Raw genomic sequence first — 26,563 nt, 5'->3', positions numbered from 1 at the left:
AATTAAACCTGTAAGTAATTTAGTACCATCCAATTATATGAGGGATCTATTACCTCAATAAAACTTAATTATAAATCTATTAAACCCAGCGAGTATGAGGAAAACGCTACAAAAATTAATTGTGGACCAAGAAATGGTACGCCATTCTATTGTCACACCCAACGTGAAAACAATATTCATTGTGCTCTTTGTTTTATTTTTTTGCTCATTTGGGGCCGTTGCACAAGAATCAACCGTTACTGGTATGGTTAAAGATTCAACAGGACTGACCCTGCCTGGGGTATCTATTCAAATTAAAAACGGGACATCGAGAACAGTGACCGATCAAAGAGGGGTTTATTCAATATCGGTATCTGGTCCGAACAGCATACTTCGATTTTCATTTATGGGATTTGTCACCCAGGACCAAGCGATCAATGGACAAAAAAACTTAAATGTCATTTTACATCCGGATCAGCGAAGCTTAAATGAGGTAGTTGTAGTAGGGTATGGAACTTCTAAAAAAAGTGATTTGACCGGTGCGATAACCGTTGTGAAACCTTCAGAGCTAAATCAAGGTTCCGCTAATCTAAATGTTGCGCAAATGCTTGACGGTCGGGTTGCGGGTTTGACTATCAATCAACATGACGGAGACCCGGGATCAGATCCAAAGATACTGATAAGGGGGAACGGATCTTTAAACATTGCTACTACCGCACGGCCTGATGCAAATAATCCCAATCCTTTATATAACCCATTGGTCGGGAACAGCGCTGACCCATTGGTATTGGTAGATGGATTCCCCATTTCGAAAATGCGCGATCTGAATGCGATCCCACCGGATGAAATCGAATCGATCACGATACTTAAAGATGCCAGCTCTACCGCGATTTATGGTACAAGAGGAGCGAATGGCGTTATTTTAGTAACAACGAAAAAAGGTAAGTCGAGTAAGATGAGCATTAACTATAGTGTTAAAGTCGGGACAACCTTTGGGGCTAAGCAGATTGCTGTTTTGAACCCCAGTCAATATTTAAATTTCTATCGGCAACTGGCGGATGATCCCAATAATAAACTTAACCCTCCAGCTTTTCCTTACACGCAGGCTCAGGTTGATTCTATTTCAAAAACAGGGGTAGGGACTAACTGGCAATCAGAAGTAATGAAAAAAACATCTGCATTGAACCAGGGTCACGAACTTTCGCTCTCTGGTCATAACGGATTCATCAATTATTCGCTGGAAGGAAGCTACTTTAATCAGTTTGGTAATATTGCCCCGGTACAATACACGAGGGAATTTGGTAAGGCTAGGGTGGGCTATGATGATAGTAAATTTTCATTTGACGTATTTTTATCTTACACCCATGAAAAAGACGACCAACGATCAAATGATTATTTCGGCGCGGTCATATCTAATCCTGCTCAAGCTATTTATAATGCTGACGGATCCTTTACTGCTAATCCGTTTCCAAACCAACAATTTAGAGTTAATCCATTATTTGCGCCAATATCAACAAGCAATTTTTGGATTCAGGGAACAACTTACATCGGAGTGGCCGGAAAATATAATATTTTGCCCGGTTTATCAGTGAATGCGAACCTCGGTGTGACAAAATATGACTATCAGCAGTTTTATAACAAAATGTCCACATGGACCAGTAGCGGTATTCCTGATCCTACTCAAAATAGTGCAAGTGCGAGTTACAGAAGTTTTGGAAATAACCTTGCGGAATTGTTTGCGAATTATACCAAAACGGTGGCAACAAAAAACACTTTCTCCTTACTGATAGGAGCGAGCTTGCAATCCAGGTTTTACCGCGATATTTTCGGACAGGGGACTAATTTTGCGAACCCAAACATCGGTTATTATTCATTGCTTGGATCATCAATCGTTTCGCAACCATCAACCTCATATTATACCAGCAGTTCTCAATCAGTCTTCGGAAGATTCAATTACAGTTACGACGGTAAATATTTGGCAACCATTAACTTTCGTGCTGATGGAGCAACGCAGTTTGGCCCTGATCATAAAATTGGTTATTTCCCGTCAGGAGCAGTGGCCTGGAGAATTGATAAAGAAAATTTCATGAAGGATGTGACCGCTATACAAAGCTTAAAGCTACGAGCCGGTTATGGTGTGGCTGGTAATAATAACATTCCAAGCGGCCTGACCAATCTAAATTACCAATATGGGAGTTATGCTGGTGGAACAACTTTGTCCAGGGTAGGAAATTACGTGCCAAATCCCGATTTGCAATGGGAACGTGTGAAAACATTAAACTTCGGCCTTGATTTTGGTGTGAAAAACGTGTCATTAACAGTCGATTATTACATTAAGAATTCTGATCAGCTATTGTTGCAAAAGAACGTGCCTTTAGAAACGGGTTATAATATCATTCTGGTAAATCAGGGTAAAGTTCAAAACAAGGGCGTTGAAGCCACATTATCCCTGTACGTTCCCAATATTTTAGGTTCAGGAATCTCGTACAGCCCTTCCTTCAATTTTGCATATAACAAAAATATGATTGTTAACCTGGGTGGTGACGTGGTGAAAACCAATAATATTTATATTGGGAATACGCAATACCCTTATATCATACAAAGGGAGGCCGGACACCAATATAATTCATTCAATTTATTTCATTACGAAGGAGTTTGGCAACAAAATGAAGCAACAGAAGCAGCGAAATATGGTGCAATCCCCGGCGATCCTAAATTTCGAGACGCAAATGGAGATGGGCAGCTGACCGATGCAGATAGATATTATGCCGGGAATGCTGACCCTTCCGTTACTTTTGGCTTTTCCAATAAATTTAATTACAAGCAATTTCAGCTTAATGTTTTTGTACAAGACGTTTATGGAAACAAGGTTTATAGCCAAACCCAATTGGTACTTGATAACCCAAGTGCCGGTTATTTCAATAACCTATCAACAGACGTCTTGAATCGGTGGACACCCACTAATCCATCTACCACCGAGGATTCGAAATTGCGGCCTTTAAGTCAGCAACTCGCGGCAAGCGATAAATACCTTCAAAATGGATCTTATATAAGATTAAAGGAAGTGATACTTTCCTATAGCCTTCCTAAAAATATAATCCATGGAATAAACGACATCAAACTTGGATTAGGTATGACCAATATTTTTACAATAACCAAGTTTAAAGGTTTAAATCCTGATGTTCAAGTAGTTGATTCCCAGTATAATCTTTATCCGTACAATCATACGCTGACGTTTAACCTAAATGTTAATTTTTAACGAAATAAAATAATCAGATGAAATATTTTAAAATCATATTATCAATGATTTTACTGATCCCGATAACATTCTCTTGTAAAAAGGATTTAGTAGAAAAGCAATATGGCCAGGTGAATGACCCGCTGTTATGGACCAGCGCGGCTGATTTAACGCAGGCGTTTAATGCCGGTTTAAGTTACGTTGACGCACCGTTTTCATATTACACGACTTTCTTTATGGAAATGGAAGACGCATCTACTGATTATTGGTCCGGGGGCGCAAATAATGCAGGTGAAATGAATAATTTCTCTCAATGGCAAACCAATTATCCTGACTTTTTTTCCTGGGGCGTTTATCCTCAGGTTTGGAATTCTATTTATACTTCAAATCTTATTTTGGATCGTATGAAGAGGATAAACCTTACTGCGGCTCAGCAGGCGCAATATGAAGGGCAGGCCAAATTTCTGAGAGCATTTAATTATTATTTTCTTCAAAACGAATTTGGTGGTGTGCCACTTGTATTGTCTCCGCAGGACACCAGAACATCAATTCCCCAAAGTACAAGGGACCAAATCAGGGCCCAGGTGGAGTCGGACTTATTGGATGCTGAAAAACTTTTACCAAACAAGAATGATGCAAGCATTGCCTCGAATTATTCACTCCCGTCAAAACAGGCTGCAGCAGGTCTGCTCGCAAGGCTGTATTTAAATTGGGATACGAACACCGCGCGCTGGCAAAAAACCTCCGATGCGTGTGATCTGGTCATCAACAGCGCCGCTGCGGCAGGGTTAGGTTTGGTTACTCCCTATAGCAGCATTTTCGATGTAAACAATAAAAATAATGCTGAAATGGTATACAGTATCAGGCACGACGCCTCTACGACTACCGCAGTATTTATATTGAATGACTATTGGTCAAGGCCGGGAGATATGTTTTTCCCCAATGCAGCGCAGGTAAATTGGGGTGACTGGACGGTAACCTACGACTTTTACAATTCATTTGAGTCGGATGATCAAAGAAGAAGTCAAATATCTTATAGTTATACTACAAAGAGTGGGGGAACCGCTACAAATTCTACACCGATTGTTACCAAATATCCGCTGGACCCAAAATCCAACGGTTCCTTTGGAGGAAACGATCAGCCAATCATACGTTATGCCGACATATTACTGATGAAAGCTGAAGCGCAGAATGAATTGGGGAATACATCTGCTGCTGTTATACTGATAAATCAAATTCGGCAAAGGGCAGGCCTCGGACCGCTCAATGCCCAAGAATCATCAACCCAAGGTTCGGTGCGAAACCATATCTTTTCCGAACGCAGATGGGAATTATTTGTTGAAGGGTTTGGCAGGACCGACATGATCAGAGCAAAAACTTTTTTACCATGGGTATCAAAAGTAATCGGCTCAACAGCCAGTGATAAATATTTAGTTTATCCTTTCCCGACCAGCGCAATTCAGAATAATCCAGGACTTACACAGAACCCAGGTTATAATTAACATTTTTAAGTGATTTTATGAGAGAAATGATAATCAGAAAGATCTCTTTGTTTTAATAAAAAGCAAGGGTTTTACCCAGCGCTTTACATGCCTGGGTTATTCATTTAATACGGCGTAATACCAATGTTTTACTAGTAAAAGCAGTAAGGACGAATGCCCGTTTGAAAATGATATTCGTTTTCTACCATATCGACATGTGTGATGATTCCAGTCATCAGGTTTAACCTGATGACTGGACTTCAAATCTTTTGCTAAACTGATGATAATCTTGCACAATTATAAATAGGTGTTTGGAACGCTCTTTAGACCGATGTTATAATTCCGGATTTGGAATGGATTCGGCGTTTCAGTAGGAGGGGAAGCTTATAATTGGCAATGCTATGATTTTTGGGTTTTTAATGGCGTAGATGAACCTACTATATCGTTGGATATTTTTTGAAAAGTATTGTGTTATATTTTTTATTACTATATAAGTTAATGAAACGTCAGTAAGAAGATCTCCAAAAAAGACAATAAACCAATTTAAAAAACCAATTTATAAATTATGAAAAAGAACATTATTCTTTCTTCCATGCTCTTGCTTGGCCTAAATTTAGGTTGCAAAGAAAGTGCAGTTAAACCTGTAAATGCCAATTTATCAAGTTCAGTAACGCGTATTTCAACCAATGCGAGCACATCATTTGCTAACGGTGCCGATGTCAGTTGGTTAACCCAGATGGAGGCATCGGGCCTTAAATTTTATAACAGCGGTGGTACCCAGCAAGACCTGTTCACCATATTAAGCGGATACGGCATCAATGCAATACGGCTCCGGGCTTGGGTCAACCCCTCGTCAGGATGGAATAATACCGCCGACGTGGTGGCAAAAGCTATTAGGGCCAGAAATGCTGGTATGAGCATTATGATAGACTTTCACTATAGCGATACCTGGGCTGACCCAGGAAGTCAAACTAAGCCTTCGGCCTGGGCCAGTTTGAATTTTACGGACTTAATGAATGCAACTTTTAACTATACCTATAATACACTCAATACTTTGAAATCAAACGGTATAACACCTTTATGGGTACAGGTTGGCAATGAGACAAACAATGGTATGCTTTGGCAGGATGGACAGGCTTCGGCTAATATGAAAAACTATGCCTGGCTGGTTAATTGTGGTTATAATGCAACTAAGGCGATTTTTCCATCAGCAAAAGTTATTGTACACTTGGCTAATGGCTACGATAACACAACCTACAGATGGCTGTTTGATGGCCTCAAAGCAAATGGTGCGAGCTGGGATGTTATCGGCATGTCATTATACCCTTCAACCAGCAATTGGTCAACTTACAACAGCCAGTGCCTTACCAATATGAATGATATGGTTTCCAGGTATGGCAAACAGGTGATGATATGCGAAGCTGGAATGAGCGAATCAGCCGCCACTACTTGTAAATCATTTTTGAGCGATTTGATTACTAAAGTAAAATCGGTATCTGGTGGAAACGGGCTCGGTGTATTTTATTGGGAACCGGAAGCCTATAATAATTGGCAGGGTTACGGAATGGGCGCTTTTGATCCCACAGGTAAGCCAACCGTGGCGTTGACCGCATTTTAACGAAATGCTGGCTAAAAGGCAGGATAAATATCATTTATCCTGCCTTTCTTGTTACTATCCCTCAAAAAACCAATCGAAATACGGTCTATTAATGAAAACGGACGATCAACCAATAAAATTACAATAGTATATTAATGAGCGGCATCTTGGAAAAATAAGAAGTAATGAATTTTTAAAAACTGCCCTAAACACAAATTATTGATACTAAGGAATGTCAACGTTATCCGGAACAAGCTACTAAACAAAGACGTCGAAAATGACTATTAAGTCTATAAGTTCTTTTTTTTTAATATTTTGTTTTGCTAAGTATGTTTATTTTTCATTAATTGATATCATTTATTGATTTTTTTCTTTTTTATTTCACAGATCGGGTAATTTGATGTTAAACTCTTTATTTACATACTTAAATATGTGTGTATAAGCATTGATTTTAAATTTCACACTAAAATTTAATTGATATAAAAATATTTTTTAGGTGTTTTATTTAAAATAATCATTTTTTATCACTATTTGTCTATTTAATTTCAATGGATTTAGTAAAAGTTTGAAATTTCTTTCAATTTATCAACTACTTACGTATTTTTGAATATTACATAAAATTACGTAGGTATAAATTAAACAATTGATTATGAAATTAAAATTTTTACTTTTTTCCACCGCTTTGTTTTTTGCGAAACTCGTTCAAGCCCAAGAGCACTCCTTAAGGGTTAATACCCCATTGTCTGTCGCTAAAAAGGATTCTTCTATAACTACCCCTGCTATTAGTGCTGCAGGCACAGAAGATGCGACTGGAGATCATAATCTTTTGCTCGAATACCCTAATTTCGCCAAGGTACGTAAGTACTCTATATTGAGCATCAATAAAAAAACGGTATTAAACGACAGTTTGCCTTTTAAACCTACGATCCAGGTGGGATCGATCGTGCATATGTTTGCCTTCGGTGAACAGGATGGTTACTCCAACCCTCAAACCGCTGCTTCCCCAAAATCATGGAACCGGGGCTTCACACTTTATCGTGCCCGCGTATTGGTTGGCGGCCAGCTTTCCAGGAAAGGCAGTTTCTTTCTGGAAACCGATCTGCCATCTGCTATTGGCGGCCCCAATGCGGATGGCACCAAAAATGTAAAAGTATCTCCTATTATACTGGATGCGCAATATCAATACAGTTTCTCTGACGCTTTTCAGCTGGTAGCCGGGCAGCAACTGGTATCTGACAACAGAAACGGTTTACAGGGTGCGGCTGCTTTAATGGCCAATGATTTTTCTTATTTTCAATATCCCTATAATTTATTCGCTAACAGCCCGCTTCAGGGTAATTTTGGCAGAGACCTCGGTGTTAACGCCCGTGGCTTTATATTCAACAATAAGTTTGAATATCGTGTCGGTGTATTTACCGGTCGAAATGTTGACGGCAAAGGACCGCTCAGGTATGTTGGGCGTTTTGCTTATAATTTCCTGGACACGGAAAAAGACTACTATTATGCCGGAACCAACTTAGGCAAAGGAAAAACGCTGACATGGGGAGCCGGATTTGATACACAAGCTTCCTATTATAACTTTAGCACTGATGTGTTTTTAGATGAGCCTGTTTCTAAAACCGGATCAATTACATTAAACGGCGCTTTTCAATATATGACCGGAGGCACCAATGTCGGTAACAAATATTCATTCGCCACGCTAATTCCCGCGCAAACCGTGCAATTCCTGGAATTGGGTTACTACTTTAAAACGGCGAAACTGCAACCCTGGGTAAAATTTGAAAACCAGGATGTATCAGCAAAAGCTCAACAGACCGGAACCGTAGCTGTTGACCGGTTTAATAAATTAAACTCCAATAAGGTTTACGGTGTTGGGATCAATTATTTCTTTAATGATTTAGGTACCAACCTGAAGCTTTCCTATAATTCACGGGCTTATAATGTAGCCATACCTGCAGGCGACTTTGATAAAAGATCTTACGGCCAGGTTTGGCTGCAACTACAGTTCTTCATTTTTTAACTCATTCTAAACAGTTTATTCACTCATAAAATTGAAATAATGACTACAAGATTTTCTTTCCCCCTAAAAAAAGCAATGGTTTTGCTTAGCGCTTCCCTACTGTTGCTCACTGCCTGCAATTCAAACAATAAAAAAGGAAGTGCCGGCACCAACAGCAAAGATACCTCTGGCAGTACGGTTAAAATTGGTGTGCTGCATTCGCTAAGCGGCACCATGGCTATTTCTGAAGTATCTTTAAAAGATGCTGTTCAAATGGCGGTCGATGAGATCAATGCAGCGGGTGGCGTGCTTGGTAAAAAAATTGAGCCGGTGATCGTTGACCCGGCTTCTGATTGGGATCTGTTCGCAGAGAAATCAAAAGAACTTTTGATCGATAAAAAAGTATCGGCCGTATTTGGCTGCTGGACTTCTGTTTCCCGCAAATCTGTTCTACCTGTTTTCGAACAAAACAACGGCTTGCTTTTTTACCCGGTGCAATATGAAGGTGAGGAAAGCTCTAAAAACATCATTTATTCAGGTGCGGTACCCAATCAGCAGCTGATCCCGGCCGCGGATTATTTAATGAGTGCCGAGGGCGGTGGTTATAAACGGTTTTATTTATTGGGCACTGATTATGTTTTCCCCAGAACAGCTAATAAGATCCTGAAAGCTTATTTACTTTCTAAAGGCATTCCTAAAGAAAACATCATAGAGGAATATACCCCTTTCCATCACCAGGACTACCAGACTATTGTTTCTAAAATAAAGAAGTTTGCCGTAGTCGGTAAAGCTTGTGTATTGTCTACTATCAATGGTGATTCTAATATCCCTTTCTACAAAGAATTTGCTAACCAGGGATTAACTGCTGCCACCTGCCCTATTATGGCCTTCTCTGTGGCCGAAGATGAATTAAGGGCAATGGATACAGAATTTTTAGTAGGTCATTTAGCAGCATGGAATTATTACCAGTCCATCGATGTGCCTGAGAATAAAAAATTCGTAGCCAATTTCAAAGCTTATTGCGCAAAACATAACCTCCCAGGTGGCTCAAAAAGAGTTACTGACGATCCAATTTGCTGGGCATACACCGATGTTTACCTATGGGCAAAAGCGGCTGAAAAAGCAAAGTCATTTGATGTAGCCAAGGTTGTTGAAGCTTTGCATGGTTTAACCTTTGATTCACCCGCGGGCCCGGTAAAAATGGATGATCAGATCAATCACCTGGAAAAAACAGCGATGATCGGCGAAATCAAGCCCGACGGACAGTTCAACGTGATCTGGAAATCAAAAGGTCTGATCATCCCACAGCCATTCTTCAAGCTGGACAATGCTAAAAAATAATTGTTTTTATTCAAGATTGTATGTTGTTGAAGTATAATTTCTATCACAAAATAAAAAGCACGGAAATGAGAAACGGAAAAAGAATAATATGTTGTATGATACTGTGCTGCGCTGTGTTTTTTTCGGCCCATGCGTCTACGGACAGTACAGGGGTTTATATCCAACAGGTACTGCACCCGCAACAGGAAGAAATGCGATCACATGCTATCCAGCGTCTCGTGGCCTTAAAACAAGTGTCCTCGTTTCCGTTCCTGGAAGCTATAAACAATAGCGCGCTATATATTTTGGATGGGAAAGCGGTTACGACAGGCAACAGAAAATCTGAAGAAGAAAGCTTTCCGGTGTATGAGCTATATCCCATACACCGGATATTGCTGAATGCCGAGGGAAAACCAGTCCTGCTCAGTTCATCAGGTTTAAAACAGGTAGACATAAGCCGGGTTAACCGCCTTCAGTTGATACCCGTTGCCAACTGGCTGAATATATTTAACGCCGATGATCAGAAACGGATGATGGCTTATGGTCAATTGCAAATTACGGCTGATTCTTCCCTGCTAAACATACTTTCAGGTGCATTGAAAACGGAAACAAATCCCAATGTTTTGCGTGCAGGTAAAGAAGCATATTATACAATGCTTTTGAACAATACCGCCGATATCACCAAAGCGCGATCATTGATGGATTCACTAAGTGCTAACGACGGAGATAACGCGACCGGTGTATTGGCAGCTTATGGCAAACAAAAAGAGCGGCCGCAGCAATTGCGTTTATATGCAAAGCAAAAAGCAGCCGAATTAGACAACCATTATGCCTTGCTACAACGGATGCAGAATTTGTTCAGCGGTTTAAGCCTGGGCAGTATTTTAATCCTGATATCGCTCGGCTTAGCTATCGTTTATGGCTTAGCAGGAATTATCAATATGGCGCATGGCGAGTTCCTGATGATAGGCGCTTATGCAACCTACAGCGTGGAAATGTTATTTAACAATGTACTGCATATCCAAAACACAGATTGGTTTTACCTGGCCGCCTTACCTGTTTCGTTTATCGTTGCGGGTGCCGCAGGGCTGTTGCTGGAGAGACTGGTTATCCGTCGTTTATACGCCAAACCGCTGGAAAGTTTACTGGCAACCTGGGGAGTCAGTCTGATCCTGATCCAGCTGGCCCGCACCCTTTTTGGTGATCTTACGGCGGTCAAGCTCCCTGGCATATTGTCCGGTGGCTGGCAAATATCACCCCATTTGGTTTTACCTTATAGCCGCCTGTTCGTTATCGTGCTAACCATCGCAGCTGTAAGCGTGATCTATTGGGTGCTGTTTCGTACCCGGCTCGGTATGCAGATAAGAGCCGTAACACAAAACCGCAGTATGAGCGCCTGTTTGGGTATTGATACCCGGCGCGTAGATGCTATTACTTTTTTCATTGGCTCCGGCTTAGCCGGCTTAGCGGGCTGCGCCATGACCCTGATCGGCAACGTGGTTCCTGATATGGGACAAACCTATATCGTTGATTCCTTCCTGGTGGTTGTCACAGGCGGAGTCGGCAAATTGGTGGGAACCATAGTTGCAGGCCTCGGGATAGGCGTGTTTTCAAAAGTATTGGAAGCATTTTTTGAAGCGGTGTACGGCAAGGTCCTGATCCTCTTGGGCATTATGATTTTTATGCAGTTTAAACCCAAGGGGCTTTTCCCCGACAAAGGCAGATCAGCAGAGGATTAATTTATAAAATTTCATATCATGCAAATTAAATCACCACAATTGGTTAACCTTCTTTTTATCCTGTTTTTTGCAGTAGCGTTGCCTGTGGGTAATATCATGGGTTTTGTTTCTGTCAATACAGTTTCCTTATGGGGACGGTATTTCTGCTTTGCTATTGCAGCATTGGGGATAGACCTGATCTGGGGATTTACCGGGATCATGTCCATGTGCCAGGCTTTGTTTTTTTGCTTGGGCGGTTACTGTATAGGGATGCACTTATTGTTAACCGCAACTGCCCTACAGGGGCAAAAGCTTCCTGATTTTATGGCCTGGAATAACATTACTTCCTTACCTGCGTTCTGGGAACCTTTTCATGGCTTTGTGCCAACACTGCTGCTTTGCCTGGTCATACCCGCACTGATTGCTTTGATCATCGGTTTCTTTATTTTCAGAAGCCGGATCAAAGGCGTGTATATGGCTATTATTACCCAGGCGCTTGCACTTGGCATGTACTTGCTGTTCCTTAGAAATGAAACCAAACTCGGCGGCACAAACGGACTGACCAACTTTAAAACAGTACTGGGGTATGATTTAAATGCCTCCCCGGTTAAGCTTGGCTTATACCTGGTTTCTTTAGCTATGCTTTGCCTTGCCTATGCCGGTTGCCGGAAAATGGTTCAGTCCAAATTCGGCAAAATATTGCAGGCCATCCGCGACAGCGAATCAAGGGTTGGTTATACCTCCTATCGGGTCTTAAATTACAAACTCATGGTTTTTGTGGTAGCCGCTCTACTGGGTGGCCTGGCAGGTATGCTCTATGTTCCACAGACAGGGATCATTACACCAGGCCGGATGAGCGTAACCGCTTCTGTAGAGATGCTGATGTGGGTGGCATTAGGCGGAAGGGGGAAACTCAAAGGGGCCATTATAGGCACCTTATTAGTGAACTGCCTTTACAGCGTTTGCACCAGCCTTTTTCCGGAAGGATGGTTGTTTATACTCGGGCTGCTGTATGTATTAACGGTATTATATTTTCAAAAAGGCTTTCTTGGATTATTTGAAACCATTGGGGATAAAATAGGTACGATCCTGAAAAGGAAACCGGCCGGGCTTAGAGTTGTGTCTTAACGATCTGATAACGCATAAAATTTTAACGATCATGTTACTTGAAGTAAATAACCTCGCGGTTTCATTCGGTGGTGTCCGGGCGCTTGATTTAAAGCATTTCAACCTGGAAGACAAAGAATTACGGGTGATCATCGGGCCTAACGGGGCCGGTAAATCAACCTTTATGGATATTCTGTGCGGCAAGACCAAACCCAATACCGGAGAGATCAAATTTAACGGAAAGCCCACCAACGGCCTTACCGAGGTAGAAATAGCGGAGCTGGGCATCGGCAGGAAATTCCAAAAGCCTTCTGTATTTCCCAGTCTAACGGTATTTGATAATATGAGCATTGCAGCCAAAATGAAAAAGGGAGTATTTACCTCCCTGTTCTTCAAAGTATCACCAGCTTTTACCGATAAAATTCATGCGATGGCAAAAAGAGTGGGGCTTTCCAACGTATTGCATCAATTGGCCGGTTCACTATCGCACGGACAAAAACAATGGCTGGAAATAGCCATCGTAGTATTACAAGATCCCCGGCTGTTATTGATCGATGAACCGGCAGCGGGCATGTCTGACAAAGAAACAGAAAAGACCGGTGAATTGCTTCTCGAACTATCCAAACAGCATGGCGTGATCGTCATAGAACACGACATGCACTTTGTAAAACAGATCGCCAATAAACTGGTCAGTGTACTGGTTAATGGCAAACTTTTAATGGAAGGCGCTTTTGAGGAAGTCAGAAATGACCAAAGGGTTATAGACTGTTATCTCGGCAGGGCTAATGCACAATTGGAAATATTATCGGTATGAAGAACGAGGTGATTTTATCCGTCAACAAATTGCAGGCCTCTTATGGCGAGAGTACCATTTTATGGGGTACTGAACTATCTGTAGCCAAAGGCACTGTAACTACGGTTATGGGCCGGAACGGTGTGGGGAAAACCACTCTGCTGAAAACAATTATGGGTCTGGTAAAAGTTAAGGAAGGCGAAATTTTGCTCGGGGAGCAATCCATCACTAATCTGCCCTCTTATAAAATTGCCAGGGCCGGTATAGGTTATGTTCCGCAAGGCCGGGAAATCCTTCCTAAACTGAGCGTGCATGAAAATCTGAAATTAGGACTGGAAGCATCACCTGATTATAAAGCCAAAATTTCAGAAGAGGATATATATATCCTGTTTCCTGTTTTGAAAGAATTCCGAAAACGTCTGGGAGGTAACCTGAGTGGCGGGCAGCAACAACAACTGGCCATAGGACGCGCTCTGATCAGTGGACCTTCTCTTTTGTTGCTGGATGAACCTACTGAGGGCATTCAACCCTCTATTGCGATTGAAATAGGAAATATATTACGAAAACTGGTAGAAGAAAAAGGGATCTCCGTATTGCTCGTTGAACAAAAAATTGATTTTGCAAAACACGTAACAGACTATTTCTACTTCATGGACAGGGGGAAAATGATCAAAGAAGGAGACGCGGCATCTTTTGATTTCAACGAATTACAGGATCATATTGCGGTATAATAAAATGAACCATCTAATAAATCTTTATAAAAACAACAAAAGAAGAAAATGAAACTATCACCTAAAGAAATAGAAAAACTGGTGTTGCATAATGCCGGTTTTGTAGCCCAGAAGCGTTACGCGAGGGGGATATTATTGAATTACCCGGAAACCATAGCGCTTATCGCCACACAGTTGCTGGAGTTTATACGGGAGGGAGCCACAGTTGCCGGTCTGATGGAAAAAGGCAAACATATCCTGGGGTATGATGATGTGATGGAGGGCGTGCCGGCATTACTGGATACGGTTCAGGTAGAAGGGACCTTTCCTGACGGTACCAAACTGGTGAGTGTTCACCAACCGATCTGTGAAACAGGGATCAATAACGGCCTGGCACTGTATGGTTCTGGTTTAACCAGGCTAACCAATAAGCTATTGATAGACAATGGCAGCGAGACCAAACCGGGTGAAGTCTTTATTGCAGCAGGAGATATTGAATTAAATGCCGGCAGGAAAACGCTAACGATTGAAGTGGAAAACACGGGGGATCGTTCTGTGCAGATTGGCTCTCACTATCCTTTTGTAGAAACCAACAAAGTATTAAAATTTGACAGGATACCCACTATAGGTTACCGGCTGGATATTCCTTCAGGCAATGCCATCCGCATTAAACCGCTGGAGAAAGTCACGGTAAACCTGGTAGAGATCGCGGGCGAAAAAAAGGTATACGGAGCTAATGCGCTGATCAATGGCGCCATAGCAGGGCGCATACCTGAAATTACCAATACCCTGAAAGAACGGGGCTTTATCGATTAACCGGACAACTCTTTTATTAAAACATTTACTGAACCATTAAATCACTAAAAAATGGCCTACAATATATCAAAAACAGAATATGCAAAGCATTTTGGCGTTACAACCGGCGATATTATACGCCTGGGCGATACCAACCTGCTCATTAAAGTTGAAAAAGATTTAACGTCTTACGGGGATGAATGTATTTTCGGCGGTGGAAAATCCGTTCGGGACGGGATGGGACAGGCGGTTGGATTTTCCCCGGAAGAAGTGCTTGACCTGATCATTACAAACGTTTTGATCGTTGACCACAGCGGCATTTATAAAGCAGACATCGGTATTAAAAACAATTACATCAAAGCCATTGGGAAAGGGGGTAATCCGCATATCATGGATGGCGTTGATCCTGACCTGGTGATTGGTGCCAATACCGAACTGATCTCTGGTGAAGGGCTGATCGTTACTGCTGGTGGTGTTGACTCGCACGTGCACTTTATTTGTCCGCAGCAATCACAGGAGGCCCTGGCTTCGGGTATTACTACCCTGATAGGTGGTGGTACAGGGCCCACAACAGGCACATTGGCAACAACCATTACACCTAATGCCACCTATATCAAAATGATGCTCCAGGCCACAGATACCGTTCCTTTGAACATCGGTTTTCTGGGAAAAGGAAGCTCATCCGGGCCAAAAGAACTGGAGGCACAGATTATGGCTGGGGTGATGACGCTGAAACTGCACGAAGACTGGGCATCATCTGCCTCGGCTATTGACAACTGCTTAACCATTGCAGACCATTATGATGTGCAGGTATGTATCCATACTGATTCACTGAATGAAAGCTGCTATGTAGAGGATTCCATCAAAGCATTTAAAAACCGCACGATACATTGTTATCATATTGAAGGCGCAGGCGGAGGTCATGCACCAGATACCATCACCATGCTCAGTGAGGCCAACGTTCTTCCCTCTTCTACCTCGCCAACCAACCCATATACCATCAATACGGTTGACGAGCATCTGGATATGCTCATGGTATGCCATCACCTGGACAAGAGCATTGAAGAAGATGTTGCTTTCGCGTCAAGCCGTATCCGGCAGCAAACCATAGCCGCCGAAGATGTATTGCATGATATGGGTGCCATATCCATGTTCTCATCAGATTCTCAGGCCATGGGGCGAATCGGCGAAGTGGTTTGCCGTACCTGGCAGATCGCGCATAAAATGAAGGAACAGCGTGGCGCATTAGCTGAGGATGCTGCCACCGGAGCGGATAACTACCGGGTGAAAAGATACATTGCCAAATACACCATCAATCCGGCAATTACACATGGATGCAGCCATGTAGTAGGTTCATTAGAGCCCGGAAAATTGGCGGATATGGTGATCTGGAACCCCAAGTTTTTTGGAAGCAAACCCGAATTGGTTATTAAGGGTGGTGTAATTGTACAGGCGCAAATGGGCGACCCCAACGGATCAATTTCCACACCGGAACCCACGATTTCCCGCCCTATGTACGGTGCGCTTGGTAAGGCGGTGGGTGCCACCTCGTTGGCATTGGTATCCAAAGCGTCTGTAGAAAATGTACAGCAATATGGGTTAAATAAAATGATCATTCCCGTTAAAAATACCCGGAACATTACCAAGCAGGATATGATTTTGAACACTGCCCAGCCGAAAATAAAAGTTGATCCGAAAACATATGAAGTTACCGCCGATGATGTGCTGGTAACGTGTGATCCGGCTAGGAAAGTGCCGTTAGCCCAGTTATATAGCTTGTTTTAGTTTGATCGCCCGCATTCCGGACAGGATTGCGGGCTTCTCGCTTCATTACAGCGAATGATTGTCATCCAAAATCTTTACTTTAGCCTTAAACTCCCCTTTTTGAAGAAATGAATAATAATTTAGCCATCATATCCCAGGACCGCAAATTATTCAAGCATTTCACCATACGTTATGGCATTGCATTAACTTTTATCGCCTTATTATCTATTGCAAGCCAGGTCAGGGTACAACTTCACCTGAGCCGGTCTATGGATGATTCCCATGTGATCAATTTCGCCGCCAGACTACGTACGTATAGCCAGATCGTAACCAAGTCGGCCTTGCTTTTAGAAAATGGTTATGCCTACGAAAGCAGCCGTAAAGAATTTGTCAATACGCTGAAACAGTGGGAAAAAGCACAGGAAGGCCTCGAATCCGGCAGCAAATTTCTGAACCTGCCCACCGAGAACATGGAAGAGATCAATCAGATGTTTGATCTGATCAGTCACCCGAGAAAAGAGATCATCACAGCGGCTGAACATATTGCCACTATCCTGGATACTACAAAAAATTTCCGTCCCGAACTGATCCGGCCCTACGTAAAAACTATACTTAATTACGAACAATCCTATTTATTGGGAATGGATCTGATCGTTTTTGAATACGATAACTTTTCAAAGGAAAGGATCAACCAGCTAAAACAAATCGATTACCTGGTTCTTGCCATACTATTGGTAACACTGGTATTGGAGGCGGGTTTTATTTTTTATCCCTTAGCTATCCACATCAAAAAAGTAGTTATCGGCTTGGTTTCATCAGAGGAAGAAGCTAAGCAATTAACCTATAAATTGCAGGTGGCTAATGAAAGTAAAGAAAAATCATATAATGAATTGCGGGAAATCAATTTTGCCCTTGACAAAGCAACTTACCTGGTTAAGACAGACCCTGAAGGCAAGATCATTTATGCCAATGATAAATATTGCCACGTAACCAAATACACCATGTCTGAACTCCGGAACAAACCTGTTTTCTATAACAATATGGGCGGCAAGGAAAGTGTAATTTATGATCACATTCGGGATGTACAAAAAAATCATGAAGTATGGCAGGATGAAATTTTTGACTATGCCAAGGATGGAACCGGATTTTGGCTGGATGTTACTTTAATACCCGTGTTTGATAATTCCGGGAGTCTTTACCAGTATTTGGTAATCGGCAATGATATTACCAACCGGAAAAATACGGAGCAAGAGAACAAAAAATTGACCGAGGAGAAATTGGTAAGACATGGTATTGAACAAAAAATTAAATCATACGCCATTATTAACGGTCAGGAAAAAGAACGGAAAAGAATAGCCGCAGAAATACATGACGGAATAGGCATGATGCTGACCAGTGTACGAATGAAGCTGGAACAGATTGAAGACAGAACAGATACCACCGATCCTGAAATTGTCGTGGTAAACGGCATGCTTGCCAACCTGATCGCAGAAACCCGCAGGATATGCTCAGATCTCTTGCCCAGTGTATTAGAAGATTTTGGGCTTCGTTCGGCTGTTGAGGATCTGGTAAAAACTTGCCAGGATTTCGATAAGAAACTCGAATTCCTGTTAGACGAAAACATACAGCAAACCCCCTTGCCGAGGGAGCTAAAAATAAGTGTTTACCGGATATTACAGGAAGGTCTGAATAATGTTATTAAACATTCGGAGGCATCCAAAGTGGAGATATATATCGACACCTCCGGCGACTACTTAAATTTAATGGTCAAAGACAATGGAAAGGGTTTTCATTTTGATATCCGGCAGTTACACTTAAAGAATTTGGCAAAAAAAATGAATGGCATACGGGGCATGAAGGAGCGGACAGAACTTTTAAGCGGTACTTTTAACATCGTTACCGAACCCGGACATGGCACAATTATTCAATTAGAAATACCTTTGGCACATGAACGCGAGCATTAAAGTTTTTTTAGTAGATGACCATGAGATATTCAGAAATGGCTTAAGACAGCTGGTGAATGGCGAAGATGACATGGAGGTAGTTGGTGAAGCCGGGGACGGAGAAACAGCTTTACAAGCCTTGGCGTCAATCACCCCGGATGTTATTATCATGGATATACGGATGCCCGGCATCAATGGCGTCGAGACCAGCCAGGTTATATTAAAGCAACAGCCAAAAAGCAGGATCCTTTTTTTTAGTTTATATGATAACCCTGACTATGTGGTTAGTGCATTGGAAATGGGTGCCAGCGGATATATCTTAAAAGACACCAGTAATAAAATATTCTTAAATGCCATCAGGACGGTATTTAACGGCAAATTTTACTTTATTGGTGATGTAACTGACGTGCTGGTAAAGAAATATATAGAAATTCAAAAAACATCCGGTCATATTGCTGCCTCTCATACAGAAATATCCCTGTCGAACAGGGAACAGCAGATTTTAAAAATGATCGATAAAAACCTCAGCACGAAAGAAGTCGCTGAGTCTTTAAATATTAGTGTACGCACCATAGAGGCTCACCGGTTAAATATTCTGCGTAAATTCAAAGCCAATAATATGGATGAAGTACTTACTTACTGCAAGGATACTGATTTGTTAAAGTAAGAAACCTGAGTAGCTCTAATATTGTCTCTTTAAAGAGGGATAGCACTTTGCATATCGCTCTTAATTGAGCTTTCGGTAATCAAGAGGAGTGTAGCCCGTATTTTTCTTGAATGCCCTCGTAAAATGCTGAGGGTATTTAAAGCCCAACTCATAGGCAATTTCACTTATGGACTTATTCACATCCAGTATCCTTTCTTTGGCCATGTCCATGACTTTTAATTGGATATATTCCATCGCGGTTTTTCCCGTTTCTTTTTTTACCATATCCCCGAAGTAATTGGGAGAAAGGTATAATTGCTCCGCACAATAGCTAACAGGCGGCAACCCTTTCGTCTGTGGTTTCTCTGATTGAAAATAATCATTTAACAAGTTCTCAAACTTCTCCAGGTTACCTTTATTAGCATCGTTTCTGGTAATGAACTGCCGGTCGTAAAAACGAACGCAGTAATTAAGAAATAATTCAATGTTTGAAGCGATTAATGTCTTGCTATGTTTATCAGTTCCCTGCTCTAATTCGTATTTGATCTTTGCAAAACAATCCAACACAATTTTTCTTTCCTTCTCCGATAAATGAAGGGCCTCCCTTGTTTCATAGGAGAAAAAGGTATAATCATCCATATGTCTTCCGAGGGCTGTGCCGTGGATCAGGTCGGGATGAAAAAGGAGCGCAAAGCCTTGCGGCTTATAGTCCTGATTGATATTCACATTGATGACCTGGCCGGGAGCGACAAAGACCAGGGTTCGGTCCTGATAATCATAAGTGTGGCGGCCATATTTGATGTCGCCACATTGCACATCCTTTAAATAGATGGCATAGAACCCAAAGTTCATTTTGGAAGCATATTCTACCGGTGTTGTGCCGGTAAAGTCGATCACACTGACTAAGGGATGCAAATTTTCCTGGTGATAAAATTTATCATGCTCACTTACTGTATCTATCTTCGAAATCTTTTCCATAACATTTTTGCATTGAAACTGATCCAAATTTAACAGTTATTCGGCACCGAATAAATTTCAGAGACTTAACCTGTAAAAATGGTAGGTAAACCTGTAACCTGTATAAGAATTTTTAACCAATACAGCCGGACCTTTGTGTATAAACTTTTGGATGTTGAACGTCATTCAGGTTTTGAAACAAAACTATCAATCAAAAAGACTAAAAAGATGAAAATAATGGAAGGGAAAATAGCGCTGGTTACAGGAGCCGCTTCAGGATTGGGATTAGCAACAGCGAGAGCATTTGCAGAAGCCGGCGCGGCAGTTGTCTTAGCGGACTGGGATGAAAAAGCAGTTCAATTGACGGCAGAAAAATTGGCAATGGAAGGGTACAGGACACTGGCTATCACGTGTGATGTGTCTGATGACAGGCAGGTTGAAGATATGATCAGTAAAACCGTCGCTGTTTTTGGCCGTTTGGATGCTGCCTATAATAATGCAGGTGTCCAGAATGAGCTGACAGGGGCTGCAGATCAAACCAGAGACGACTTCGACCGGGTTACCGGTATTAACTATCGTGGTGTTTGGAGCTGTATGAAATATGAGTTACAGCAAATGCGTAAACAGGGTAACGGTGCTATAGTAAACTGCTCTTCAATCGGGGGGATCCTGGGTGGTGCGCAGCGGGGAACCTATCACGGTGCCAAACATGGTGTTATCGGTTTAACTAAAAGCGCCGCCTTGGAGTATGCTTCACAGGACATCCGGATCAATAGCATTTGCCCGGGCCTTTTTCAGACGGCTATGTCTGACAAAATGATTGCGGCTGGCCAAAAAGAAGCGCTCGACGGGATGCTGCAACAGGTACCTGTGGGGCGTTTAGGTCGTCCTGATGAAATAGCCAGTGCTGTCATTTGGCTTTGCAGCGATGCGGCCAGCATGGTGGTCGGCCATACCTTAGTGGTTGATGGTGGATATAGCATTCAGTAAAACGAAGTCTATGAAATTAATGATCAAATTGACGCTATTGTTGCTGTCGGTCGGAATGATCTTCATGATCGCCCCCGTTAACAATAAAGCAAAACCTCAACAACAAAAAACGATGATAACAACTGAAAATGATACACTCTTTGCAAAAGGAGACAAAGCGCCGGCTGATTACTTTACAGGCTCTGCCTTTATACATCCTTTACTCGCTAAAGATAAAAACAATGAATTCGCGCTGGGGAGCGTAACGTTTGAGCCAGGCGCAAGGACCATCTGGCACACCCATCCCAAAGGTCAGGTATTGATCGTCACTGAAGGTCAAGGATTTTATCAGGAAAAAGGCAAACCTGCACGTGCCCTGAAAAAAGGGGATGTGGTCAATATTCCGGCGAATATAGAGCATTGGCATGGAGCTGATGCCCACAGCAAATTTGTTCACATTGCCATTACCAACTATAAAGGTGATGAAAATGTAGTATGGCTGAAGCCGGTATCTGAGGCAGAATATCAGGAAGCGAATAAACAATAAAGACAAAAGACATGAGCAGAAACCATTTTGTCAAAGGGCTGCTAATCTTCATTTTAATGATGGGCGTACATATGATGAATGCACAAGATCACAGAAATCTGGGTCAATCTTTGACTGTACAGCAGCAAAGTATCGTCAACATTTCGGCATTGACCGCTGCTGGAGACTTGATGAAACTAAAGATTCAGCTGAATGCCGGACTGGATGCCGGACTTACTGTCAACGAGATCAAGGAAATATTGGTACAGCTTTATGCGTATTGCGGTTTCCCGAGAAGTTTGAACGGAATTACTACTTTCATGTCGGTCCTTGAGGACCGTAAGGCAAAAGGCAAACAGGATACAGAAGGTAAAGATGCTTCGCCAGTTAATGACATGCATAAATATCAAACTGGAAAAAAAACTTTGCAAGTGCTGACCGGCAAAGAGGAAAAAACTCCTGTGGGAGCTAACGCATTTGCGCCCGCCATCGATATCTTTTTGAAAGAACATTTGTTCGCTGATATATTTAGTCGTGATGTCTTGACTTACCAGCAGCGCGAACTAATCACTGTTTCTGCTTTGGCCAGTATGAGCGGGGTCGAATCCCAATTGCAGGCGCATATCAGTATAGCGATGAATACCGGACTTACCGCAGTACAGTTGTCAGAAGTTTTTAAGATCATTCATGATGCCGTGGATATCAAGAAAGGGGATATCGCGAGATCGGTGTTGGATAAAGTGCTGACTGTCAAAAAATAGCAAAATATCATTTAACCTATGGAAGCAATGTATAAACAAGTCCGGCTAATCCTGTTTTTGGCGATGATGATCGGTCACGTGTTGACAGGCCAAACCCAGGTAACAAAAATGCTCAGCGCTGATACCGGATGGCCGAGTTATGGGGCTGATAAAGCCAGTACACAATATTCACCACTCAACCAGATCGATTCAACCAATTTCAATCAGCTTCATATCGCCTGGACCTGGCGTTCCGTAGAACAAGATATCACCCGTATCCACCCGGATATCAAAAGCTGGGTTTGGGAATGTACGCCCTTAATGATAAATGGTATACTGTATATCAGCTCTTCGCTATCCCAGGTAGCGGCTGTGGATGCAGGAACGGGCAAGACAAAGTGGGTCTATGATCCGGAAACCTGGAAGAATGGAACGCCTTCTAATAACGGCTTTGTGCATCGGGGAGTTGCTTACTGGGAAAATGGCTCCGATAAACGTATCCTGTTGGGGACAGGGGATGGCTACCTGATCGCGTTGAACGCCATTACCGGCAAGCCCATATCCTCCTTTGGCAATGCGGGGCGCATTGATCTTACCCAGGGATTAGGACGTGCTGTTGAAAGAAAGCTTTATGGTGTTTCCTCGGCACCCATTGTTTGTAAGGACGTTGTGGTCGTGGGCACCAAGGTACACGACGTTCCTTTGGTTACCGCTATGCCGCCTGGCTCTGTTCGCGGTTTTGACGTACGCACTGGTAAGCAATTGTGGCTGTTTAGTGCTGTTCCGCAAAAAGGGGAGTTTGGAAACGACACATGGGAGGACGATTCCTGGCAGACAACAGGCAGCGCTAACGTTTGGGCACCGATCAGTGCCGATGAAGGACTGGGATATGTTTACCTGCCATTCAGCACGCCCTCCAATGATAGTTATGGCGGACGAAGACATGGTTCAGGGCTTTTTGGCGAGAGCCTAGTGGCGCTCGATGCCCGCAGCGGAAAATGTATCTGGCATTTCCAGTTAGTACATCACGGATTATGGGATTATGATCCGCCGGCCGCTCCTAATCTGATCGATATTACGGTAAACGGAAAACCGATCAAAGCGGTGGCGCAGGCGAGTAAGCAAGGTTTTGTTTACGTGTTTGATCGTATTACAGGCAAACCTGTCTGGGATATTGTAGAGCGATCGGTACCGCAATCAACGGTTCCGGGTGAAAAATCTTCACCCACCCAGCCATTTCCTACGAAACCCGCTCCTGTCGACCGGCAGGGCATAACGGAAAATGAACTTGTAGACTTTACACCTGCTATGCACGAATCCGCTGTAGATATACTGAAAAAGTATAATTATGGCCCGTTATTCACACCACCTTCTTTGGAAAAACCTACGATTTTAATGCCTGGCATAGCCGGAGGGGCAAGCTGGGCGGGGGCGGCATTCGACCCGGAAACAGCTATACTGTACGTACCATCTAATACAATTCCTCACGTGGTCACGCTGGAAAAGGCCTCGATAGCAACACTTGGGTACCAGGGGAAAACTGTGGCGATGGAAACGATGGATGGCATTCCGCTATGGAAACCACCATATGGACGCCTAACAGCTATAGATATGAACACAGGGGAGCATAAGTGGGTGGCACCGATGGGAGATCTGGCTTTAACCGTTCCCGCCTTGAAAAAGCTAAATCTGCCGCCAACTGGGCGCGCGGCCCGCAGCCATATCTTGTTGACTAAGACACTCTTTTTTGTAGCACAGGAAGGCAGTACGCAGCGAGAAGAAATTGGTAGGATAGAAACAGGTACAAAAATGGGGACGACATCCGGATTGAAATTTCAGGTGGTAGACCCCAAAATAGTTGCTTACAATAAAGCAACAGGCCAGTACATTGGTGAGATTGCTTTGCCCCGAAATGCAACAGCCGCTCCGATGACTTACATGCTCAATGGCAAGCAATATATTGCGGTAGCGACCGGTGGGGCTAATCTGCCGCCTGAACTGATTGTATTTGGTTTGGATTGATTTTAAAAAGAAATCTCAATGAGAGCGAAGCACTCATTGATAATAATATCTGTCTGTTGCCTCATTATGCTCATTTTAAGTTATAAGGCAGCCCATGTAAAACAAGATAACCGGTTAGTGAGAATAGCCAAAATCGAGGTTTATCCCGCCTGTCTCGAAGTGTATAGGGCGGCATTGGCCGAAGAGATAAAGGCCGCGATAAGGGTAGAACCGGGTGTATTTGCCCTGCAAGCTGTATATAATAGGGCAGATCCGACAAAGGTCACCGTATTTGAAGTATACGCCAGCGATAGTGCTTATCAGACACACTTAAAAACGCCACATTTTTTAAAATATAAGAATAGGACATGGAAGATGATTAAGTCACTTGAACTAATTGAGGTAGAGCCGATTGCTCTGGAGTTCAAATCAGAGTCCATAGAAAATAGTAGATGATGAACGTAACAATAAAAAAACAATTCACAACAGATGAATTAACACGAATAGATCAGGCGGACGATCTGCATATCTCGCCCTTCCGTGAAGATCGTGAGACCTACGGTACACCAACATGGGTCTGGGCAGTAATTGTACGTGGTGATTTATATGTGCGTGCCTATAGCGGCATTGCATCAAGATGGCACAAGGCAGCTCTGAAGCAGAAAGCCGGGCATATAAAAGCCGCGGGTATGGTGAAGGATGTGAACTTTGAACCGGTTTATGATCTCAATATTGACCATTACATAGATGAATCCTATAAAAAGAAATACAGGGGCAGTCCGTATCTGGCTGATATGATCAGCAGCCGGGCACAATCTGCTACAATAAGGATCATACCCAGGGATAGTTAAACTGTACTATTTAAAAACCAATTCAAATGGAATCAAAAGATAATAGTGCATCCAGAAGAAAATTCATTAAGCAATCAGCGACGGTAGGAGCTGGATTTCTACTGCCGGGAGGAAGCACGCCGCTTTTCGCAAAAAATCATGAAGAAAATACCATGACAAAAAACATTTCATCCAAAGGTTATGCCGGGCGTAATAAGGCAGGAAAATTAAGTTTATGGCACTTTGAACGCAGACCAGTAGGCGATAACGATATTTTGATCGATATTAAATTCTCTGGTATCTGCCACTCTGATATTCATCAGATCAGGGGGCATTGGGGCGATCAGCCTTACCCTCAGGTTCCGGGTCATGAGATCGCAGGCATTGTCGCAGCGGTCGGTAAAAACGTGACTAAATTCAAAGTGGGTGATAAAGCCGGGGTGGGCTGTATGGTCGATAGTTGTATGGTATGTACGAGCTGTAAAAACGGTGAAGAACATCATTGCGACAACCATGCCACCCTGTTTACATATGGAAGTACTGAAAAGACTTCCCCGACTGGGATTACCCAGGGAGGTTATTCCAATAATATTATAGTGAAAGAGCACTTTGCCATTAAAATCCCTGAAAACATCAGCCTTCAGCAAGCGGCACCCCTGCTTTGCGCCGGTATTACAACCTATTCTCCGTTGACAAGGGCCCAATTTAAAAAAGGAGACAAGGTCGGTGTTGCCGGCATCGGCGGATTAGGGCACTTAGCGGTAAAACTCGCTGTGGCTAAAGGCGCAGAAATTTATGCTTTTACAACCAGTGAAAGTAAGCGTCAGGATATTTTGTCTTTTGGCGCAAAGGAGGTAATTATTGTCGATTCAATGGAAAAGCTGCAGCCTTATTTTGGAAAACTGGACTATATGATCTCCACTATTCCCTATGATTATAATGTTTCCGATTACGCATCCTGTGTAAAGCCATATGGAAGCTTTACACAAGTGGGACAACCGATCGGAGGAAAATTAACTATCAATAACGGTAACTTTATTTTTAGCCGGGTAAATTATAATGGTTCATTGATTGGCGGTATCCCGGAAACGCAGGAAGTGATGGATTTCTGTGCATTGAACGGAATTTATCCGCAAATACAAATTGTTGACGCTAAGGAGATCAATGCTGTCTGGGATAAAGTAGTAAACAAAGAAGCGAGGTATCGCTATGTTATTGATGTGTCGATTATTTGAACGTAATTCTTGGTGTTTACCGGAGCTAACCAATTACTATAAATAAGTTCAAGTCCCCGATAAAATGAAACGGGTCTATTTTATTCTCCTTTGCTGACGCACACATGTAACATGTAGGCAGTAAGTAATAAATCTATAACAAGTCCGACGACAGCGTTGGGCTTTACTTTTATATGCTAACCCGGTTTTTAACATGCTGAATAAGATTATCTGTA

Annotated in this window: 21 protein-coding genes; 20 read left to right on the top strand and 1 reads right to left on the bottom strand. The window is 42.6% G+C overall.

What is annotated here, in order from left to right:
• Positions 1 to 94 precede the first annotated feature (94 nt).
• From AC57BQ_RS10030 to AC57BQ_RS09970, 13 genes are all read left to right on the top strand, one after another.
• On the top strand, positions 95 to 3,238 hold the full coding sequence (locus AC57BQ_RS10030; protein ID WP_496406143.1) for a SusC/RagA family TonB-linked outer membrane protein: 3,144 nt from the start codon (positions 95 to 97) through the stop codon (positions 3,236 to 3,238).
• A gap of 17 nt (positions 3,239 to 3,255) precedes the next feature.
• Positions 3,256 to 4,719: a RagB/SusD family nutrient uptake outer membrane protein gene (locus AC57BQ_RS10025; protein WP_496406142.1), complete on the top strand. Its 1,464-nt coding sequence runs from the start codon at positions 3,256 to 3,258 to the stop codon at positions 4,717 to 4,719.
• A gap of 544 nt (positions 4,720 to 5,263) precedes the next feature.
• The gene (locus AC57BQ_RS10020; protein WP_496406141.1) at positions 5,264 to 6,316 is read left to right on the top strand and encodes a glycoside hydrolase family 53 protein; all 1,053 of its coding nucleotides are present in this window, start codon (positions 5,264 to 5,266) and stop codon (positions 6,314 to 6,316) included.
• Positions 6,317 to 6,944: 628 nt separating this feature from the next.
• Positions 6,945 to 8,315: a putative porin gene (locus AC57BQ_RS10015; RefSeq protein WP_496406140.1), complete on the top strand. Its 1,371-nt coding sequence runs from the start codon at positions 6,945 to 6,947 to the stop codon at positions 8,313 to 8,315.
• Positions 8,316 to 8,354: 39 nt separating this feature from the next.
• Positions 8,355 to 9,635, top strand: coding sequence for an urea ABC transporter substrate-binding protein (gene urtA / locus AC57BQ_RS10010; protein WP_496406139.1), 1,281 nt, complete (start codon positions 8,355 to 8,357; stop codon positions 9,633 to 9,635).
• Between the two features lie 65 nt (positions 9,636 to 9,700).
• A complete protein-coding gene (gene urtB / locus AC57BQ_RS10005) occupies positions 9,701 to 11,353 on the top strand; it encodes an urea ABC transporter permease subunit UrtB (RefSeq protein ID WP_496406138.1) in 1,653 nt (550 codons plus the stop codon).
• Positions 11,354 to 11,371: 18 nt separating this feature from the next.
• Positions 11,372 to 12,460: an urea ABC transporter permease subunit UrtC gene (gene urtC / locus AC57BQ_RS10000; RefSeq protein ID WP_496406137.1), complete on the top strand. Its 1,089-nt coding sequence runs from the start codon at positions 11,372 to 11,374 to the stop codon at positions 12,458 to 12,460.
• A gap of 31 nt (positions 12,461 to 12,491) precedes the next feature.
• Positions 12,492 to 13,253 (top strand): urea ABC transporter ATP-binding protein UrtD, encoded by a 762-nt coding sequence (gene urtD / locus AC57BQ_RS09995; protein WP_496406136.1) that lies wholly within the window; start codon positions 12,492 to 12,494, stop codon positions 13,251 to 13,253.
• On the top strand, positions 13,250 to 13,963 hold the full coding sequence (urtE, locus tag AC57BQ_RS09990) for an urea ABC transporter ATP-binding subunit UrtE (RefSeq protein WP_496406135.1): 714 nt from the start codon (positions 13,250 to 13,252) through the stop codon (positions 13,961 to 13,963). Before urtD ends, urtE begins: the two co-directional genes overlap by 4 nt.
• Positions 13,964 to 14,011: 48 nt before the next feature.
• Positions 14,012 to 14,758, top strand: a complete 747-nt coding sequence (ureA, locus tag AC57BQ_RS09985) for an urease subunit gamma (RefSeq protein ID WP_496406134.1) — start codon at positions 14,012 to 14,014, stop codon at positions 14,756 to 14,758.
• A 51-nt stretch (positions 14,759 to 14,809) separates the two neighbouring features.
• Positions 14,810 to 16,522 carry an urease subunit alpha gene (gene ureC / locus AC57BQ_RS09980; protein ID WP_496406133.1) on the top strand — a complete coding sequence of 571 codons (1,713 nt, stop codon included), beginning with the start codon at positions 14,810 to 14,812 and terminating at the stop codon, positions 16,520 to 16,522.
• Positions 16,523 to 16,629: 107 nt separating this feature from the next.
• On the top strand, positions 16,630 to 18,465 hold the full coding sequence (locus AC57BQ_RS09975) for a PAS domain-containing sensor histidine kinase (protein ID WP_496406132.1): 1,836 nt from the start codon (positions 16,630 to 16,632) through the stop codon (positions 18,463 to 18,465).
• Positions 18,449 to 19,111, top strand: a complete 663-nt coding sequence (locus tag AC57BQ_RS09970; protein WP_496406131.1) for a response regulator transcription factor — start codon at positions 18,449 to 18,451, stop codon at positions 19,109 to 19,111. The genes AC57BQ_RS09975 and AC57BQ_RS09970 overlap by 17 nt, the downstream gene beginning before the upstream one ends.
• Before the next feature lie 60 nt (positions 19,112 to 19,171).
• Here AC57BQ_RS09970 and AC57BQ_RS09965 read toward each other — a convergent pair whose 3' ends face one another.
• Entirely contained in the window at positions 19,172 to 20,068 is an 897-nt protein-coding gene (locus AC57BQ_RS09965) for a helix-turn-helix domain-containing protein (protein WP_496406130.1), read from the bottom strand.
• Between the two features lie 207 nt (positions 20,069 to 20,275).
• Here AC57BQ_RS09965 and AC57BQ_RS09960 point away from each other — a divergent pair, with 207 nt between their 5' ends.
• Genes AC57BQ_RS09960 through AC57BQ_RS09930 form a run of 7 tightly spaced genes read left to right on the top strand, consistent with a single transcriptional unit; the run spans position 20,276 to position 26,348 of the window.
• On the top strand, positions 20,276 to 21,037 hold the full coding sequence (locus tag AC57BQ_RS09960; RefSeq protein ID WP_496406129.1) for a glucose 1-dehydrogenase: 762 nt from the start codon (positions 20,276 to 20,278) through the stop codon (positions 21,035 to 21,037).
• A gap of 10 nt (positions 21,038 to 21,047) precedes the next feature.
• On the top strand, positions 21,048 to 21,563 hold the full coding sequence (locus AC57BQ_RS09955) for a (R)-mandelonitrile lyase (protein ID WP_496406128.1): 516 nt from the start codon (positions 21,048 to 21,050) through the stop codon (positions 21,561 to 21,563).
• A gap of 11 nt (positions 21,564 to 21,574) precedes the next feature.
• Complete coding sequence (locus AC57BQ_RS09950) at positions 21,575 to 22,303, top strand: carboxymuconolactone decarboxylase family protein (protein WP_496406127.1); 729 nt, start codon at positions 21,575 to 21,577, stop codon at positions 22,301 to 22,303.
• Positions 22,304 to 22,330: 27 nt separating this feature from the next.
• Positions 22,331 to 24,304 carry a pyrroloquinoline quinone-dependent dehydrogenase gene (locus AC57BQ_RS09945; RefSeq protein WP_496406126.1) on the top strand — a complete coding sequence of 658 codons (1,974 nt, stop codon included), beginning with the start codon at positions 22,331 to 22,333 and terminating at the stop codon, positions 24,302 to 24,304.
• A gap of 18 nt (positions 24,305 to 24,322) precedes the next feature.
• Complete coding sequence (locus AC57BQ_RS09940; RefSeq protein ID WP_496406125.1) at positions 24,323 to 24,739, top strand: putative quinol monooxygenase; 417 nt, start codon at positions 24,323 to 24,325, stop codon at positions 24,737 to 24,739.
• A complete protein-coding gene (locus AC57BQ_RS09935; RefSeq protein WP_496406124.1) occupies positions 24,736 to 25,134 on the top strand; it encodes a DUF2255 family protein in 399 nt (132 codons plus the stop codon). The genes AC57BQ_RS09940 and AC57BQ_RS09935 overlap by 4 nt, the downstream gene beginning before the upstream one ends.
• Positions 25,135 to 25,160: 26 nt before the next feature.
• Positions 25,161 to 26,348 (top strand): NAD(P)-dependent alcohol dehydrogenase, encoded by a 1,188-nt coding sequence (locus AC57BQ_RS09930; protein WP_496406123.1) that lies wholly within the window; start codon positions 25,161 to 25,163, stop codon positions 26,346 to 26,348.
• The last annotated feature ends 215 nt before the right edge of the window (positions 26,349 to 26,563 follow it).

It is taken from the genome of Mucilaginibacter sp. BGA-UO-ETr-C110, from assembly GCF_059567985.1.
This window is presented reverse-complemented; position numbering and strand designations above follow the sequence as displayed.